Annotated in this window: 16 protein-coding genes and 4 pseudogenes; 10 read left to right on the top strand and 10 right to left on the bottom strand. The window is 69.6% G+C overall.

Annotated elements, in window-relative coordinates; translation table 11 throughout:
• Positions 1-151 precede the first annotated feature (151 nt).
• Positions 152-463 (top strand): organomercurial lyase, encoded by a 312-nt coding sequence (merB, locus tag ACFWTC_RS36750; RefSeq protein ID WP_383932075.1) that lies wholly within the window; start codon positions 152-154, stop codon positions 461-463.
• 60 nt (positions 464-523) lie between these two features.
• Here the strand turns inward: merB and ACFWTC_RS36745 are convergent, their stop codons facing one another.
• Genes ACFWTC_RS36745 through ACFWTC_RS36735 form a run of 3 tightly spaced genes read right to left on the bottom strand, consistent with a single transcriptional unit; the run spans position 524 to position 1,991 of the window.
• On the bottom strand, positions 524-889 hold the full coding sequence (locus tag ACFWTC_RS36745) for an ArsR/SmtB family transcription factor (protein ID WP_383932077.1): 366 nt from the start codon (positions 887-889) through the stop codon (positions 524-526).
• Positions 890-932: 43 nt separating this feature from the next.
• The gene (locus ACFWTC_RS36740) at positions 933-1,181 is read right to left on the bottom strand and encodes a hypothetical protein (protein WP_383932079.1); all 249 of its coding nucleotides are present in this window, start codon (positions 1,179-1,181) and stop codon (positions 933-935) included.
• Between the two features lie 9 nt (positions 1,182-1,190).
• Positions 1,191-1,991 (bottom strand): flavin-containing monooxygenase, encoded by an 801-nt coding sequence (locus ACFWTC_RS36735; protein ID WP_384030680.1) that lies wholly within the window; start codon positions 1,989-1,991, stop codon positions 1,191-1,193.
• A 107-nt stretch (positions 1,992-2,098) separates the two neighbouring features.
• On the opposite strand from ACFWTC_RS36735, the gene ACFWTC_RS36730 reads away from it, so the two are divergent.
• Together ACFWTC_RS36730 and ACFWTC_RS36725 are read left to right on the top strand one after the other, a co-directional pair.
• Positions 2,099-3,454, top strand: coding sequence for an NAD(P)-binding domain-containing protein (locus tag ACFWTC_RS36730; RefSeq protein WP_384075044.1), 1,356 nt, complete (start codon positions 2,099-2,101; stop codon positions 3,452-3,454).
• A gap of 8 nt (positions 3,455-3,462) precedes the next feature.
• A complete protein-coding gene (locus tag ACFWTC_RS36725; RefSeq protein WP_383932084.1) occupies positions 3,463-4,668 on the top strand; it encodes an MFS transporter in 1,206 nt (401 codons plus the stop codon).
• Here the strand turns inward: ACFWTC_RS36725 and ACFWTC_RS36720 are convergent.
• Positions 4,614-4,993: pseudogene (locus ACFWTC_RS36720) on the bottom strand (helix-turn-helix domain-containing protein); the annotation flags it as partial. The gene ACFWTC_RS36725 and the pseudogene ACFWTC_RS36720 overlap by 55 nt on opposite strands.
• 242 nt (positions 4,994-5,235) lie before the next feature.
• Between ACFWTC_RS36720 and ACFWTC_RS36715 the strand changes: the two are divergent.
• A pseudogene (locus tag ACFWTC_RS36715) lies at positions 5,236-5,462 on the top strand (hypothetical protein); the annotation flags it as partial.
• 339 nt (positions 5,463-5,801) lie between these two features.
• Here ACFWTC_RS36715 and ACFWTC_RS36710 read toward each other — a convergent pair.
• The gene (locus ACFWTC_RS36710) at positions 5,802-6,143 is read right to left on the bottom strand and encodes an STAS domain-containing protein (RefSeq protein ID WP_383932086.1); all 342 of its coding nucleotides are present in this window, start codon (positions 6,141-6,143) and stop codon (positions 5,802-5,804) included.
• Between the two features lie 810 nt (positions 6,144-6,953).
• Here ACFWTC_RS36710 and ACFWTC_RS36705 point away from each other — a divergent pair.
• From ACFWTC_RS36705 to ACFWTC_RS36690, 4 genes and pseudogenes are all read left to right on the top strand, one after another.
• Positions 6,954-7,196 (top strand): hypothetical protein, encoded by a 243-nt coding sequence (locus ACFWTC_RS36705; RefSeq protein WP_383932088.1) that lies wholly within the window; start codon positions 6,954-6,956, stop codon positions 7,194-7,196.
• A gap of 190 nt (positions 7,197-7,386) precedes the next feature.
• A complete protein-coding gene (locus ACFWTC_RS36700; protein WP_384075041.1) occupies positions 7,387-7,722 on the top strand; it encodes an ArsR/SmtB family transcription factor in 336 nt (111 codons plus the stop codon).
• 19 nt (positions 7,723-7,741) lie between these two features.
• A pseudogene (locus ACFWTC_RS36695) lies at positions 7,742-8,443 on the top strand (cation transporter).
• 265 nt (positions 8,444-8,708) lie between these two features.
• Positions 8,709-9,689 (top strand): GNAT family N-acetyltransferase, encoded by a 981-nt coding sequence (locus ACFWTC_RS36690; protein ID WP_383932092.1) that lies wholly within the window; start codon positions 8,709-8,711, stop codon positions 9,687-9,689.
• 197 nt (positions 9,690-9,886) lie between these two features.
• On the opposite strand, the gene ACFWTC_RS36685 is transcribed toward ACFWTC_RS36690, so the two are convergent.
• Together ACFWTC_RS36685 and ACFWTC_RS36680 are read right to left on the bottom strand one after the other, a co-directional pair.
• Entirely contained in the window at positions 9,887-10,042 is a 156-nt protein-coding gene (locus tag ACFWTC_RS36685) for a winged helix-turn-helix transcriptional regulator (protein ID WP_384030659.1), read from the bottom strand.
• 310 nt (positions 10,043-10,352) lie between these two features.
• A pseudogene (locus ACFWTC_RS36680) lies at positions 10,353-11,298 on the bottom strand (NAD(P)-dependent oxidoreductase).
• 149 nt (positions 11,299-11,447) lie between these two features.
• Between ACFWTC_RS36680 and ACFWTC_RS36675 the strand changes: the two are divergent.
• The gene (locus tag ACFWTC_RS36675; RefSeq protein ID WP_383932096.1) at positions 11,448-12,053 is read left to right on the top strand and encodes a TetR/AcrR family transcriptional regulator; all 606 of its coding nucleotides are present in this window, start codon (positions 11,448-11,450) and stop codon (positions 12,051-12,053) included.
• A 286-nt stretch (positions 12,054-12,339) separates the two neighbouring features.
• On the opposite strand, the gene ACFWTC_RS36670 is transcribed toward ACFWTC_RS36675, so the two are convergent.
• A complete protein-coding gene (locus tag ACFWTC_RS36670) occupies positions 12,340-12,501 on the bottom strand; it encodes a hypothetical protein (RefSeq protein WP_384030656.1) in 162 nt (53 codons plus the stop codon).
• Positions 12,502-12,777: 276 nt separating this feature from the next.
• On the opposite strand from ACFWTC_RS36670, the gene ACFWTC_RS36665 reads away from it, so the two are divergent.
• The gene (locus ACFWTC_RS36665) at positions 12,778-13,188 is read left to right on the top strand and encodes an Imm10 family immunity protein (protein ID WP_383932100.1); all 411 of its coding nucleotides are present in this window, start codon (positions 12,778-12,780) and stop codon (positions 13,186-13,188) included.
• A gap of 322 nt (positions 13,189-13,510) precedes the next feature.
• Here ACFWTC_RS36665 and ACFWTC_RS36660 read toward each other — a convergent pair whose 3' ends face one another.
• Entirely contained in the window at positions 13,511-15,052 is a 1,542-nt protein-coding gene (locus ACFWTC_RS36660) for an FG-GAP-like repeat-containing protein (RefSeq protein WP_384075038.1), read from the bottom strand.
• A gap of 262 nt (positions 15,053-15,314) precedes the next feature.
• The coding region (locus tag ACFWTC_RS36655; RefSeq protein WP_383932104.1) for an FG-GAP repeat domain-containing protein at positions 15,315-16,260 on the bottom strand (946 nt) is incomplete at its 5' end.

Here is a 16,260-nt window from a genome sequence, read left to right as displayed (position 1 = left end):
GACGCCAGCGTCAGCCACGCATTGTCCGCGGCTACTTCGGCGGCCCACACGTCCGCTACGTCCTGGACGAGAACCCTTTGAGTTTCTGATCAATACCAACGACAGAGCGCGCCGATGACCGCCAGTCAGCTACGCGAATAAGCCAATCATCATGTCCGCCATGCTCGGTCAGGACGTGCTGATCCGCTCGTCCGATCCGGTCGACGGGCAGCCGGTCACCGTCACCTTCACCGGCGATGAAGCCGAATGGGAGCCGGCGATAGCGGTGGTCTTCGTCGGCCGTCGCGCTGGTGATGGTCCTGCGGTCACGGTGTGCTGCGACTCCGTGAACTTCTTTACAAGCCGCGCCTCAGCAGAGCTGTGGCATCGGGAGCACCCAGACGTGCGCGGGCAGATCGTCAGCCAGGGCCGCGCCATCGAGATCGGCCGGCAAGCGTTCGGTCCGCTCCTCAAGGTCGACTGATCGCCTGGGGGCACGCAGGCTGGCGCTTCCGGTTGGGCGCGACGCCGAGCCGGGTTCCCCCTACACGCTGGCTGCGCGGGTCAGGAGCCGGGCCATGGCCGCGAGGACCGCCGGTTCGACCCGGTAGTACACCCAGGTGCCGCGCCGCTCGGAGGAGAGCAGTCCGGCTTCCTTGAGCTTCTTCAGGTGATGGGAGACGGTCGGCTGGGAGACGCCCACGTCGGAGATGTCGCAGACGCAGGCCTCGCCTCCCTCGTGCGAAGCGACTGCGGAGAAGAGCCGCAGGCGCACGGGATCGCCCAAGGCCTTGAACATCGTGGCCGTGCGCGCCGCCTCGTCCGCGGTCAGCGGGCGCTCGGTGAGAGGCGGGCAGCACGGCACGACGGCTTCCGGCTCCAGCAGCGGCAACACGTTCACATTCGACATGCGTCTATGTTGACACATGTCGAACTAGTCAGCCAGGGGCGTCTCACCCGCGAAGGCCGGAGGCCATGCGGCGAGCGACCCGCTCGGCGTGTCGTCCGACCCCGCGCAACGAGTTCGACGACAGGCTGCGCTGACATTCCAGCCCCACGAACGCGAGCCGACCATGCGCAACGGAGAAGCCGTCACGATGCAGCGGGCGCCCGTTGGCGCCAGAGACGCCGAGGTCTTCGAGATACGGCAGGTCGGGGCGATACCCGGTGGCCAGCACTATCGCGTCGACCTCTTCCTTCACACCGTCCGGTCACGCGACCTGCTTGCCCGTGATGGAAGTGAAGAGCGGGTCGCGGTCCGGGGCGGCGGCGTCGACGGCGGCTCGATATCGGCCGGTGTCGAAGGCCGGCTGGGTCGGCGGAGTGTGCAGGAAGCGCCCGATGGGGGCGGAGTCCACGCCTGAGCGGACGAGCCAGAAGTGCATGTCGCGGCCGGGGATGTGCTGGGGAGCGAACTTCACGGGGTTGCGGCTGGCCAGTGTGACCTGGGCCACGGAGGCGAGTTCGACCGCTATCTGCACCGCGGTGTTGCCCGCGCCCATGACGATCACCCGCTGGCCCGCGAACGCCTCCGGACTGCGGTACTCGGAGGCATGCAGCACCGCACCCTCGCACTGATCCAGGCCGGGAAGCGCGGGTCGGTAGGGGGTTCCGAAGCTGCCGGAGGCCGACACCACGGCCCGGGCCGACATTCGGCCACCGCCCTGCAGCGCGACAACGAACCCGCCCCCGCGACCCACCTGGACCCCCGCCACGCGCCTACCGGTACGGATGTCGGCGTCGAGCCGGGCGGCATAGGCCGCGAGGTACGCAACGACCTCGTCCCGGTGCGGATAGCGGTCCGGGTCCCCATCGTCGAACAGTATCCCCGGCAGGGAGCTGAACCGTGCCGGCGAGAACAGGGTGAGGCTGTCGTAGTGCGGCGGCCACGATCCAGCCGGCTGGTCAGATGCTTCCAGGACGACCGGCTTCAGCCCGTGTCTGACCAGGGCGTATGCCGTCGCCAGTCCGGCTTGGCCTGCACCGACGACGACGACGTCGACGTGTTCCAATAAACGATCTACCGATTCGACGAATGTCTATGTTGACGTTCATCGAATCAGGTGTCATGCTGGCTGCGCAAGCCATCGACAGATGTCGAAACACCGAGGAGTCGACCGTGAACGCGCCTGCCAACATCGAGCTGCCCGTCGTTGTCATCGGAGCCGGCCCCATCGGCCTGGCCGCCGCCGCACACCTCGTCGACCAGGGCATCGAGCCCCTGGTCCTGGAGGCCGGACCGGTCGCCGGCAGCGCCGTGCGGGACTGGAGCCACGTACGGCTGTTCTCCACCTGGGGTGAGGTCGTCGACCCGGCCGCGGAGAAGCTTCTGGCCCCCACCGGCTGGGTGAAGCCGGAGGAGGCAACCTACCCGACCGGCGGCGACTGGGCAGAGCAGTACCTGCAGCCGCTGGCCGCCGTCCTGGGCGAGCGCGTCCGCGTCGGCGCACGCGTCACCGGCGTCTCCCGCGCCGGCCGCGACCGGATCGTGGACGCCGACCGCGAGCAGCAGCCCTTCACCATCAACATCCTGAACGCCGACGCCACCGAGGAGCGAATCACCGCCCGCGCCATCATCGACGCCTCCGGTACGTGGTCCACCCCCAGCCCCATCGGCGGTGACGGCCTCCCCGCCCTCGGCGAGAAGGTGGCGGTCGACCGGATCTCGTACCGGATCCCCGACCTGAAGGACCCGGTCGTCCGCGCCCGCTACACCGGCAAGCGCACCGCCGTCATCGGCTCCGGCGCCTCCGCCTTCACCGCCCTCGCCTACCTGGCCGAGCTCGCCAGGGAAACCCCCGGCACGCGCGCCGTGTGGATCCTGCGCCGCGGTATCAGCGGCTCCACTTTCGGCGGCGGCACCGCCGACCAGCTCCCCGCCCGTGGCGCCCTCGGCCTCGCGGCGAAGGCGGCCATCGACAACGGCCATGCCGACGCCGTCACCGGCTTCCGCACCAGCAGTGTCGAGAAGTCCGGAGACCAGCTGGTCCTGGTCGCCGAGGACGGTCGCCGTCTGGATCCGGTCGACGAGGTCATCGTCCTCACCGGCCTGCGCCCCGACCTCTCCTTCCTGAACGAGCTCCGCCTGGGCCTCGACGAGCGCCTCCAGGCCCCGGCCGAGCTCGCCCCCCTGATCGACCCCAACCAGCACTCCTGCGGCACCGTCTACCCGCACGGTGTCAACGAGCTCTCGCACCCGGAGAAGGACGTCTTCCTGGTCGGCATGAAGTCGTACGGCCGCGCCCCCACCTTCCTGGCCATGACCGGCTACGAGCAGGTCCGCTCCATCGCCGCCGCCCTCGCCGGCAACATCGAGGCCGCCGAGCGAGTTGAGCTCACCCTCCCCGAGACCGGCGTCTGTGGTGGTGCGGGCCTGTTCGACGAGCCCGAGGCTGCCGAAGCGACCGGTGGCGGCTGCTGCGCGGCGCCCGCCACGCTCGCCATCGGCGCCCCGGCCTCTTCCGGCGGCTGCTGACCGGCAAAGTGACAAACCTTCACAGCGGCGCGGCCGCGATCGGGACGGGGGGCCGGTCGCGGCCGCGCGCCGCGCTGCCCGCCCTGTGCGCCACCCAGATCACCAGCTGGGGCATCGTCTACTACGCGTTCCCCGTCCTCCTGTCACGCCTGACAGCCGACACCGGCTGGTCCGTTAACGCGGCAACGGGCGCGTTCTCCATGGCCCTTCTCGTCTCCGGCGTGGTGGGCATCCCGGTCGGCCGCGTCCTCGATCAGCGCGGTCCCCGCGCGGTCATGACCGTCGGCTCGGTCATCGGTGTGCTCGCGCTCTTGGTGATCGCGGCCGCCCCCAGCCTGCCCGTCTTCTTCCTGGGCTGGATGCTGGCGGGCATTGCGATGGCGGCCACCTTCTACCCGCCCGCCTTCGCCGCCCTCACCCGCTGGTGGGGCCCCGACCGCATCCGCGCCCTGACCATCGTCACCCTCGCCGGCGGACTGGCCTCCACCGTCTTCGCCCCGCTGACCGCCGTCCTGGCCGAACACCTCAGCTGGCGGCAGACGTACGCGGTCCTCGCCGTGATCCTCGCGGCCATCACCATCCCCGCACACGCCCTGGCCCTGCGCGCCCCGTGGCCTGCCGCCCCACCCCAGCCACCAACAACGGACCGCACCCCGATCCCCCGAAGTCGCCCCTTCCTCCTCCTCGCCTCGGCCTTCACCCTCTCCAGCTTCGCCATGTACGCGGTGGTCATCGGCCTCATCCCACTCCTCACCGAGCGCGGCGCCAGCGCCTCAACAGCCGCCTGGGCGCTGGGACTCGGCGGGGCAGGCCAGACCCTCGGACGCACCGTGTACGCAAGCCTGTCGGCCCGCACATCGGTCACGTCCCGCACGGCCACCCTCATCGCCCTCGGCGGCGCCAGCACAGCCGCTCTTGCCCTCGTCCCTGGCCCGATGCCCTTGCTGGTCGTCCTCGCCCTCCTGGCGGGAATCGTCCGCGGCAACCTCACCCTCCTCCAGGCCACCGCCGTCACCGACCGCTGGGGCACCACGCACTACGGCCGCCTCTCCGGTCTCCTCGGAGCCCCCGCCCACATTGCCGCAGCCCTCGCCCCATGGGCCGGCGCCGCCCTCGCGGGTCCCCTCGGCGGCTACGCACACCTCTTCGCAGCCCTTGCCGCCCTGTCGCTCATCGCGACGATTCTTGCGGTCATATGCCGGGCGAGGCGGTAGCGGGTCAGGACGCGGTGGACGGTCGAGGGCACCAGCCGCAGGTGATGGGCGATGCGGGCGGGTCCCCAGCGGCGGACGAGGCGGACGTCGACATCCGGCGCTCCGTGCGGGTCGGGGTCCGGCGCGGGCTGTGGCGGGGACGCGAGGACCGGTCGCGCATGCCCGCTTCGCCGTGATCGCGGTAGCGGTCGGCCCACCGCTGGGCCGTCGTCGGCGAGACCTGGAAGCGCTCGGCTGCCCGGCGGTAGGTCCAGCCGTCCACGACCACACAGCGGGCCAGGCGCAGCCGTCCGGTCTCGGTCAGGGGTGCATTACGGTGGGGCATGAGGGCCTTTCGGTCGGTGTAGATGTCGCAATCCACACCGAACCCGGAAGGCCCTCACCCATTCAAGACACCTAGCCGAGACCTCCATCACCCGTCCGCAACCTCCCGGGGCAATACACCTAGTCCGGCCATGGATCCGATGCCTGCGCCCCGGCGCATCGCGGCTGCTCTGTTCACGCTGCGGGCGCCTGATTCACCCGTTCGCCTGGTGGACGGGCTGGGGCAGCGGGCAGGCTGGCGGGGTGAGTGAGACGCATGCACGGCGGGTGTACGGCACAGACGACGACGGCCGTGTGAGCCGGTCCCGGGACACGAGTACGTGGACCTGGTGGGCGGCCCCCTCGACGGCGAGCTACTCGACGTCACCGGCTGGTCCGTACAGGAGCGGACGGAGGGCGTGCTCCTGGTTACTGACCTGGGGCTGTTCGGCCCCGGCGGCCGGGCGCTCTACAGCCCCTCCGAAGCCGATCCTGCGAAGCCGATCCTGAGGGACCGCTCCTCTGGGACGGCGGTACTCCCTGATCCGACGAAGGGCAAAAGGCCCTCATCCGCGGGCGGCAGGGCCAGTCGACCGGTGTTCCCGCCGACTGGGCCCGCGTGCGCATAGGCGGCTCTCGGGTGACCCGGGAACCGTCGAGCCGTGGAGTGCGGCGGCGGGAGGGGTGAATGACCTCCCCCGGTCCCGCCGCCGCAGCAGCACCAGGCTACGCCCGCTCCGGTAGACGAGTACAGGCGCATGGTCCGGGCGAGGAACCGCCTCAAACGCCCCGACGGCGGGGCCCATCCCGTACGTCCCCGACGTTCGAGGTCAGCGCAGGGGCTGGGCGCGGGCGGCCTCGAGGCTGCCCGTGATGGTGAAGACCGTGTCTGCACCGGTCATCTCCAGCAGGCGGGCGAGCTGGTCCTGCAGGGGGCCGACGAGGATCAGGCATCCACGGCGATGAGTGGTCAGCAGGGCGTTGAGCATGGAGGAGTCGGCGAAGGTCACCTGCGCCACGTCGATGATGATCCGCCTGACGCCCTCGTCGGCCACAGCCTCTTGAGTGGCGGCAATGAACGGGGCAAGGGTGTCCATGTCGAGATCGCCCCGGCACACGATGATCCGCGTGTCGCCTTCATCGGGCAGCACCAGCATGCCCTCGCTGTCCATGCCCCTGTACCCCTTCACGCCTGTGGCTGCGGTCAGCCCCGAACGAAGCAGTCACAGACTGCCCTCACGCCGATCCTCACATACCTACTCGACTGGCTGGCACCTCGGGGGACAAGGAGCGGCTTCGTGGCCAGCGCAGAGTGGAGTACGCCACAACAGCAACTTGGCAAGGGCAGGAGTGCCCCCGCTGGACTCCTCTGGCCCTATCGGCGAGGGCGGTCGTCCGACCCGGGGCATCGTGCACCAGCGGCCCGGGCGTGGCCCCGGGCAGGACCACCCGGGACCGCACTCAGCTCACCCGCGCTCGGATGCTGGGGAGATGCGACAGACTGCCAGCCGCCGAACCCATGCAGACCAGCGACTCGCCGCACACCGGCCGCTTGGGGTGGGCGGTGGTACCCTCAACGCCCGTTCGAGGTCGAGTCGGTCTCGGGCAGATCGTCGGCGGGCCTACATGCCTGGTTGCCCGGTCGCCCAGAAGTCCGGAATCTTCCGGACGTGGTTGCAACGTGGAGCGCGGCCGGTATATGCCCGGTGCCGCGCCGCCTCCTTCCGGCCCGGAGCCCGCCCGTACGACCTCTGCGCCGACGACCCCGAGCCGGCGTTCGAACGCTCCCTGGCCGCCTACCTCACCCACCCCGCCTGGACCTCGGCGCCCGCCGCGCTTCGCGAAACGGCGCCCGGTAGCTCCGGTTGACCTCCCGTCGGCGGAACTTCGCGCCCGCCCCGTCCCCTTTGCCCCGGACGCCGCGCGCGGCGCCGGTGACTTCGCCGTACGACGGCGCCCGGTACCGACCTGAAGGAGAATTTGTGACCCATCCGCTGCCCCATGGCACCCGCGTCACCCACATCGGCCAGCAGTGGGCGACCGGTTCGATCACACCCGAGGGAACCGCCGAGGTACTCGAGGTCCGCGGTCCCTATTCGGACAGCAGCTACGAGTACCGCGTGAGGGCCACCCGCGACTTCAGCCGTCGGCCCGGCCCCGACAACCCGATGGACCGGGAGGTGTGGTGGTCCTCCCGGGCTGTGCGCCTGACATGCCCCGGGTGACCGGTTGTCCTGTGACACGGAACCTGGATCCGTTGCCAGCGAAGTTGGACCGCCGTGAGCTACGCCTGCCACTGCCGCCCGGGAGCAACAGCGGTGCAGGCGGGGTGTCGCCAGGCACCTGTGGTGAGGGTGGCGCAAGATTCGATAATGCAGGATTCTGTGAATTCAGGCATTCGTGTACCGTCATTGCGTGCTGACTCTCGCTGCTGACATCGAGGTGCTGGCGCGGTTCGGCCGCGCCCTCGCCGACCCGATCCGCTGCAGGATCCTCCTCGTCCTGCGCGAGGCCCCGGCCCACCCGGCCGACCTCGCCGACTCCCTGGGCATCTCCCGCACCCGGCTGTTGAACCACCTGGCGTGTTTGCGCGACTGCGGACTGGTCGTCGCGGTGCCGGTCGGCCGCCGCACCCGCTACGAGCTCGCCGACGAACGCCTCGGGCACGCGCTGGATGACCTGCGCACCGCCGTGATGGCGGTCGAGGCCGACAAGACCTGTGTGGACGCGGACGAGAAGGGCTGCTGCTGAGACGACCGCTGAGATATCCATCGGCATAGACCCCTCCCCGGTCCGCCGGGACGCGCTCGCCAAGCGGATACGGCTGCTGGTCGCGGCCACCATCACCTACAACGTCATCGAGGCGGCCGTCGCGATCACCGCCGGGACGATCGCCTCCTCCACCGCGCTGATCGACTTCGGCCTGGACGCGGTGATCGAGGTCTCCTCCGCGGCCGCCGTGACCTGGCAGTTCTCCGCCCGCGAGCACCGCAGTACGCGAGGCGCGGGAGAAGCGCACCCTGCGGATCATCGTGGTGTCGTTCTTCGCGCTCGCCGCGTTCGTCAGCATCGACGCCGTCCGCGCGCTGGCCGGGACCGGCGAGGCTGAACGCTCCATCCCCGGCATCGTCATCGCCGCCCTGTCCCTGGCCGTGATGCCGTTCCTGTCCGCCGCCCAGCGCAAGGCCGGCCGCGAGCTCGGCTCCGCCAGCGCCGTCGCTGACTCCAAGCAGAACCTGCTGTGTACCTACCTGTCCGCCGTTCTCCTGGTCGGCCTGGTCCTCAACGCCACCCTCGGCTGGTCCTGGGCCGACCCCATCGCCGCCCTCGTCATCGCCGCGATCGCGGTCAAGGAAGCCGCGACGCCTGGCAGGGCAAGGGCTGCTGCGCGGCCCCCGCCGCCGTTGCGACCACATCGGTGGCTGAGGCCGACGCGTGCGGTTGCCGTTTCGGGTGCGACTGCTGCGAATGATCGGCGGCTCCGGTGCTGCCAAGAACGGACAGCACCCGTCGACTGACTCCCCGTCTAGGGCGGGGGGTGGCCTTCCTGGGCCTCGCTACCCGTTGTAGCCGTTGTTCGACCAGTCGGTATTCGGCCTGGTTACGGCTGCAGTTCCCGGCGGAAAGGCAAGGCAGACTGGCCGGGTCCTCGGTTTCTGGGTATCGGCGGACCTTTCGCCTCGCCTGCGGCGCACGCCCGTGGTGCGATGAAACAGGGGGTCGGGAAGGAGAGAGCGATGATCCCACCGGCAGGGGAGCGCAAGAGTGGCACGGGCCCTGTGTCGGTCCGCCCGCTGGGTGAGGCGGACCTGGATCGGGCCGACGAGATCTTCAGGGTCGCCTTCGGGACGTTCCTCGGGGCTCCCGAGCCGAAGACGTTCTTCGGGACCGCCGACTACGTCCGCACTCGCTGGGCGGCCGATCCAGAGGCGGCCTTCGCAGCGACGGTCGAGGGCGAAGTTGTTGCATCGAACTTCGCCGTCAACTGGGGCAGCGTCGGGTACTTCGGCCCGCTGACCGTACGTCCGGACCTGTGGGACCAGGGCGTCGGCAGGCGTCTCATGGAGCCGGTCATGGACTGCTTCGACACCTGGGAGAACCGCCACCTGGGCCTGTTCACCTTTTCGCACAGTCCGAAGCACCTCGAGCTCTACCGTCGGTACGGTTTCTGGCCCCGATTCCTCACAGCCATCATGAAGAAGCAGGTCGCAGGCAGCGCAGGGGTCCCCGGCCGAGTGCTGTACGGCGAGCTTGCTGCCGCCGAGCGACTCGACGCCCTGAGCCTCTGTCGCACACTGACCGGGGGCGTGTTCGAGGGCCTGAGCGTGGAACGCGAGATCGTGGCCACGCACGCGCAGGGACTCGGTGACACCATCCTGCTCCAGGGGGCCGGCTCCGAGCTCGATGGCTTGGCCGTCTGCCACTGCGGAGCCGGGTCGGAGGCCGGAGAGGACGTGTGCTTCGTCAAGTTCGGCGCCGTGCGCCCTGGCCCGGAGGCGTCTGACCGGTTCGAACGACTGCTCACCGCGTGCGAGCGGCTCGCCGCCGAGCGCGGCCTGGGGCAACTGGACGCCGGAATGAACCTGGCCCGCCAGGATGCCTACCGGCGAATGGTCGACCGCGGTTTCCGCACTTGGTTGCAGGGCGTGACCATGCACAGGCCCAACGAACCCGGCTACAGCCACCCCGACGCCTACGTGATCGACGACTGGCGCTGAGACCCCGCCGCGCTCGGCCCGCGAGGAAGGCCCGGTGCTGCCCGAACCCGTGACCATTCCGCGTCGGCGCCGGGGTTGCTTTTCAGCGGGGGACCGCAGATGTGACTCGACCAGCGCGAGATACCCCGGCCGAAGTCCTGGCGAACCCTCGGCACCTGACCTCGACCGATCCAAGATCCCCGACTGTCAAGCTGAGTTCAGGAGCCTTCGATCGGCCCGGGCCGATCCCATCCTGGCGCCCGCACGTCGATCATCACCGGTGCGAGATCGCGGCCGGCCTCCGTGAGGTGGTATTCGAAGCGCAGTGGGCGCTCGCTGTGGGCGTGGCGCTCGACCACGCCCACCTCTTCCAGTGCGCGAAGAGAAGGCCTGCCGGAGACAGCCGCCGACCTGGTCGTAGCCGGTGACGATGTCGGCAGCGCGGGCCCCGATGCGCGGCCACTGGAGTCGTGTCACACCGGTACATGTACCCCTCGTGCCGGCCGAGGCCATGCCCGAGCCCGTGAACATCCTCCTGGTGGGGCAGGGGGCTGCGCCGGGTCTCCTCGCCGCGATCCTTCGTCCACCTCTTCACCACGATGAGCTCTCCGCTGGCCGTCTCTGTCAATGGCCTCCCAGCAGATCAACGGTAGAGTCCGGCCATCCCACCACACCCCGCTGACATCACTTTCCGTGAGCCTCCACAGAAAGTGAACCAGAGCCGTAACTCACGGACAAAGCGGCGCCGTTGAGGCGTGTGCTGTCGGTCCGGGCCTCGAGTGCGCGTAGTACGGCCACCATGTCCTCGCCGCCGTAACCCTGCGCCACGGTCTCCTCATAGAGGTTGTGGCAAACGTCGAGGAGAGGAGAGGCAAGCTTGGCCTTCCGGGCGGCTTCCGCGATCAGCCGGTTGTTCTTCAGGACGTCCGTAGCCGCCGCCTGGACTGCGAAGTCGCGGGCCAGCAGTTTGGGGGCCTTCAGGCGGGAGACGGCGCTGGCCATCGGGCCCGCGTCCAGGACGTCCAGGAGTAGGCGCTGGTCGAGTCCGTACCGGTCGGCGAAGTGGAACGCCTCGGTCAGACCGGTGACCAGCGTGATCAGGAACAGGTTCACCGAGAGTTTCATCAGCAGGGCGTCCGGGACCGGGCCGCAGTCGAACGTTTCTCGGCACATGGGGGCGAGCAAGGGCCGCACGGCCTCCACGGCGTCGGCGTCACCTGCCAGCATCGACACCAACTGCCCCTGCTCCGCCGGGACGCGGGAACCGGAGACCCGGGGCCTCGACGTATCTCCCGCCCGCAGCCCGGATGTCGTCCTGAAGGCTGCTCGAGTACTCCGGCGAGGTCGTCCCCATGTGGACGACGGTGTGTCCGGCGACGCATGCGGCGAAGTCCCGGGTGCCGCGTCCCAAGACCGCGTCGACGGCGGTCTCGTCGGCCAGCATGAGGATCACCATGTCGGCTCGCTCGAAGACCTCGGCAGGGCTCGCCGCGACCTCGGCTCCGACGGCTCGCAGGGGCTCGCATTCGGCCGCGGTGCGGTTCCAGACGACAAGGGGCGTCCCCGCTCGCGCGAGGTTGAGCGACATGGGCCTCCCCATGACCCCGAGACCGAAGAAGCCTACGTACATGATGCACCGCCGTTTCCGGCCCACGACGAGACCGAGCTTTCACTGCTGCAGGCTATGACAGCGGTCATAGTACTCGGACCTACGACGGTGGTCATAGGGTGGTCTTTTGGAAGACTCCCGGAACGGTGGAACGGTGGTGGAGGTCGAGGATGGCGGCAACAGAGATGTCCCGACGCGGACCACGTGAGCGGATGGTCTTCAGCGCGGCCCAGCTCATCCGGCGCGACGGGGTCGCCTCAACGGGTATGCGCGAGGTCGCCGCCGACGCTGAGGCGCCGCGCGGTTCGCTCCAGCACTACTTCCCCGGCGGCAAGGAGCAGCTCGTCAACGAGGCGGTGGGCTGGGCTGGCCGGTACGCGGGTAACCGGATCGCCCGCTTCCTCGCCGCGCTGCCCGAGCCGACACCCAGCGGCCTGTTCGCCGAGATGGTGCGCCAGTGGACCGACGAGTACGAGGCCGCCGGTTTCGCATGTGGATGCCCCGTTGCCGCCGCAACGGTGGACTGCGCGGAGTCCACCGTGTCCACCCGGGAGGCCGCATCCGCCGCTTTCAGCACCTGGAACGGCTCGGCGGCCCTGGCCCTGGCAGAGATGGGCGTGCCCGAGGAGCGGACCGAAGCGCTCGCCACCCTCATGATCAGCGCCCTGGAGGGGGCGATCCTCATCGCCCGCGCCGAGCGGGACATCCGCGCTCTCACGGCGGTGACCCGGGAACTCGGCCCCCTCCTCGACGCCGCGGTGAGCAAGGCCGACTGACCGCCACCCCGGGAGTGTCCAATGTGAAGTTTCCCCTCTGATCTGGACAGGTTGCTACTGGGACGTATGGGTCCCGGAGGAAGCAGTTCAGATCAGAGGGGGAACTTCAGGACCGCGCGAGGCAAACGGCCGACCGAACGGTGACTGGGTGCGACTTCGCGGGCGACCAGGTGCGCCGGGTCCAGCACGCCCCGTCCTGGGCGTCGCCGCGACCTCGTCAGCGGCTGGCTACTGACTTCGGCTCTTCAGGGTGAAGTCGGTATGTCGACCCGTTCGTCCCGGCCCTTCAGTCGTCGGTGAGGGCGATGGTCGCGGTGATGTGCTTTCCGTCGGGTCCGCGCTCGATTCCGAAGGCGCGGGCTACGCCCATGACGATCGCGAGTCCTTGTTGTCCGATGCGCAGGGGGTCGGTGGGAAGGATCGCGGGCGGGTTGGGTTGCTGTCCCATACCGCCACATCCATGAAGCCGTCCCGGACTTCCAGGTGCAGCAGGCTGGGGGCGCGTATTTTCGGGTGTTGGTGACGAGCTCGCTGACGACGAGTTCCACGACGTCCCGGGCACGCTCGCTGACCGGCAGGTGGTGGACGTCTTGGACGTCGGCGAGGAATCTGCGGGCGAGGTGGCGGGCTGCGGCGTCCGACGTCCTCGGCGTGCCGGGTTACCTGGAACACCGGGCCCGCCCCTGCCTCATTGCTCAGCTGGACACGCTGATAGAACCCCGTCATGACGTATCGATTCACCGCCCGCGCCGCGCGAACCGAGATCGACCCTGACGGCTACTTCACCGAAGCCGCCCTTGCCGAGGGCGAGGACGGAAGCGGCTTCATCTTGACGTTCATGGCGGGAGAGGAGGAGCCTGATGATCAAGAGGTCGCCCTGGGGATGGACACGCACTGCCTGGTCACAGCCGGGCAAGGGACCGCATATGGCTGTGTGCGGGAAGCTGTTCTGACGGGCGACGTCCTCCGCGTCTCACTCGACCCTGATGCGCTGGAAGACCTGCGGTTGACCGACAGTGAGATCGAGGCTGTCATCGAAGCGCCGGCTGAAGACATCGTCCTGTTCCGCGAAGTCCTCGCCCAGGTGCTCGGCTACGGACGGGCGGACGCTCTGCCCACCCGTGTAGGCATCTGACCAGTCGGCTCGGCGTCGTGCACTGGCGCTACCGAGCACCCCTGCTTCCTGGCCAGTGCGATCGCCACGCGCTCACCGAACGTTCCCAGTGCCGGCAGGGGGCCCGCGGAGACGAGTCCAGGGTGCCCCTGCTCCGTCTCTTCGGCGGGGGACAGGGGGACTCTGTTGGGCGGCGCCTGGGTGTGGGTGGGTTCCGCACCCCCCGACCGAGCCACGGCTTCCGCCCATCTGCTCGGTGTGCGGGGCGCTGTGGTCGTAGGGGACCGGAGTTGTGGACTTGGCCCACGTTCCGGCCTGGGCACGGCTGCCGTTGCCGGCCGGGTTAGGGGGTGGTGTTGTCGGTGATGGTACCGATGTGGGTCCAGCCGTTGGGGCCGGACGAATCACCTCCGTTGAAGAGGTAGGCGGTGATGCTGCCCGTGGGGCCGGTGAGGAGGTAATCGGCATGGGTGTCGGCGTTGAAGTCGACGAGGTGGACCCGGTCCTGGGTGGTGGTTACTCCGGTGGCTGTCTGGTCCAAGGGCTGCCAGCCGCCGTGGCCGTCGCCGCCGCGGTTGAGGTGGGTGGTGAGGCTGCCGTCGGGCTTGACGGTCCAGTAGTCGGCTCGTCCGTCGCCGTCGTAGTCGGCGAGGCGGATGCGACTGCGGTCGCTCGTGGTTCCATAGCCGACCTGGCCCATGTGCTGCCACGGGGCGACCTTGTCACCGCCCCGGTTGAGGTAGGCGTGGACGGCTCCGCTGTCGGCGATGGTGAGGTAGTCGCCCCTGCCGTCTCCGTCGAAGTCGGCGATGCGGACCTGCTCGGGCCGGTTCGTCGCCCCGTAGGCGACCTTGCCGAGGTCTGCCCATCCACCGCCGGTGTCACCGCCCCGGTTGAGGTGGACATTGACGGATCCGTCGGTGTTGACGGCCCAGTAGTCGCTACGGCCGTCACCGTCGAAGTCCGCGAGGTGGACACGGCCGCGGTCGGTGGTCGTTCCCGTGGCGACGGTGCCGAGGGACTTCCATCCGCCCCCGGGGAGTCCACCCTGGTTGAGCCAGGCGCGTACCTTGCCGTCGTCTGAGATGGTGAGCCGGTCAGGGCGTCCGTCGCCGTCGAAATCGGCCCATCGCACGCTCCCGGAGCCCCCGGCTTCGGTTCCGGTCCGCGAGACGCGCGGCCGGACGGCCCAGCCGTCGGTGACGGCCTGCTCGATACCGGCATGGTAGGCAGCGGCCATCTTGCGGTAGCCGGCGTCGTTGGGGTGCAGCTGATCGGGCAGCTCAGCCGCGACGTCGAGCCGCGGTGGGGCGACGTAGCGGAAGTGCTCTCCGCGGCTTCGGCGGCCGGCTTCCTCGTCGGCGATGGAGGAGTTGAAGTCCCTGGTCTGCTGCTCGAGTCCGGGGGTGTCCGGGAGGAGGCCCTGGACGATGATGTCCACTCCGGGCTGGTTCGCCTGGATGCGGTCGACGAGTGCCGACAGGTTGGCCGCCGCCGTGAGGGGGTTCACGCTGTGGTGTCTCAGGTCGTTGATGCCCAGATGCAGCAGCACCACATCAGGGTCTGCGGCGGTCTGCCACTGGTCGATGCCGGACCGGATGCCGTCGATGGTCCAGCCGCTGCGGCCTTCATTGTCCGGGTCTTGGACGCTGCCGGAGGCTCCTGAGCCGACGAAGTCCGCGGTGTAACGGTTCTGGCCGTTCATCAGGTCCCATAGGGGGGAGCGGTAGCCGGCGCCGTGAGAGCTGCCGACACCGACGGTGATGGAGTCGCCGAGCGGCATGATCTTGATCAGGGGCGGTGTCGGCTGCGGCGCAGCGGCGGCTGTCCCGCCGCCCAGGGCAAGCAGGCCCAGAGCTCCGATGAGGGTGATGCTCAGGGACACGGTGTGTTTGGTCACGTCGGTCTGTGGCCTTCGGTAGAGCGGGCCCGGACACCGGAGGCCAAGGGGCGCTTGACTCCGCGCGGGCCGGAGGACGGGGAAGACCGGGCGCCCGCTGAGCGCCCGGCCCGTGAACGCGCCCGCCCGCCACCACGTGAGCCGAGGTGACGGGCGGGCTGACAGGTCCACGGCTGCCTGGCGGCTCCTATCCGGGCTGCCGGGCGAGCGGGGTCACCTGGGAATGGGACTCACAGCGGGCCGGGAGTCACACGCCGCCGTAGGCGACCTTGCCGATGTTGGTCCAGCCGTTGGGGCCGGACGTGTCGCCGCCGTTCCAGCGGTAGACGGTGGCGCTGCCAGCCGTGTCCTTGTCGGCGAGGACGTAGTCGGCGTGGGTGTCGGCGCTGAAGTCGACGAACTGGACCTTTGTGTGGTCGGTGGTCGCACCGGTGGTGATCTGTCCGACCCACTGCCAGCCGTTGGCGACGACGTCGCCGCCGCGGTTGAGGTAGAGGTCGACCCCACCGTTGGCCTTGACGACGAAGTAGTCGGCCCTGCCGTCACCGTCACTGTCGGCGAACCGGACTCGGGCGCGGTCGTTGGTGGCGGTGGTGACCTTGCCGATGCCCTGCCACGGCGCGACGCTGTCGCCGCCGCGGTTGAGGTAGACCTCGAAGTTGTTGGCGTCGTTGAACACGATGTAGTCCGTGCGGCCGTCGCCGTCCCAGTCGGCGAAGCGGACCTTGCTGACGTCGGCGGTCACGCCGGAAGCAACCTGGCCGATCTCCTCCCACGGTGCGACCTTGTCGCCGCCGCGGTTGAGCCATGCCTTGACGGTGCCGTCGGGGTTGACGACGAGGTAGTCGAACTTCCCGTCGCCGTCGAAGTCCGCCAGGCGCACGCGGCTGCGGTCGGTGGTGGTGCCCACCGCGACTTGGCCGAGCTCGGTCCACCCGCCGGCACCGTCGCCACCGCGGTTCAGCCACACGGAGACGGCGCCGTTGTCGGCGATGGTGATGTAGTCCGGCTTGCGGTCACCATCGAAGTCCGCCCAACGGATGCTGCTGCTGCCACCGGCCTCGTTCACCGCCGCAGAACGCCGCGAACTCAGCTCGCCGATCCACGCACCGAGGTCATCCACCCGGGCGGCCACGGCGTTGGTACGGGTCTCAGTCGGGCTGGTCCCCAGGCAGCCACCCTGCCAGGACCGG

The organism is Streptomyces sp. NPDC058619, from assembly GCF_042717785.1.
Taxonomy (GTDB): domain Bacteria; phylum Actinomycetota; class Actinomycetes; order Streptomycetales; family Streptomycetaceae; genus Streptomyces.
The sequence above is the reverse complement of the archived record's forward strand: the minus strand, read 5'-3'. Positions and strand labels throughout refer to the sequence as shown.

Bases quoted from the DNA above. Each gene is read 5' to 3' on its own strand.
- ACFWTC_RS36665 (WP_383932100.1), top strand. From the start codon at position 12,778: ATGACGTATCGATTCACCGCCCGCGCCGCGCGAACCGAGATCGACCCT.
- merB (WP_383932075.1), top strand. From the start codon at position 152: ATGTCCGCCATGCTCGGTCAGGACGTGCTGATCCGCTCGTCCGATCCG.
- ACFWTC_RS36745 (WP_383932077.1), bottom strand. From the start codon at position 889: ATGTCGAATGTGAACGTGTTGCCGCTGCTGGAGCCGGAAGCCGTCGTG.
- ACFWTC_RS36675 (WP_383932096.1), top strand. From the start codon at position 11,448: ATGGCGGCAACAGAGATGTCCCGACGCGGACCACGTGAGCGGATGGTC.
- ACFWTC_RS36710 (WP_383932086.1), bottom strand. From the start codon at position 6,143: ATGGACAGCGAGGGCATGCTGGTGCTGCCCGATGAAGGCGACACGCGG.
- ACFWTC_RS36690 (WP_383932092.1), top strand. From the start codon at position 8,709: ATGATCCCACCGGCAGGGGAGCGCAAGAGTGGCACGGGCCCTGTGTCG.
- ACFWTC_RS36670 (WP_384030656.1), bottom strand. From the start codon at position 12,501: ATGGGACAGCAACCCAACCCGCCCGCGATCCTTCCCACCGACCCCCTG.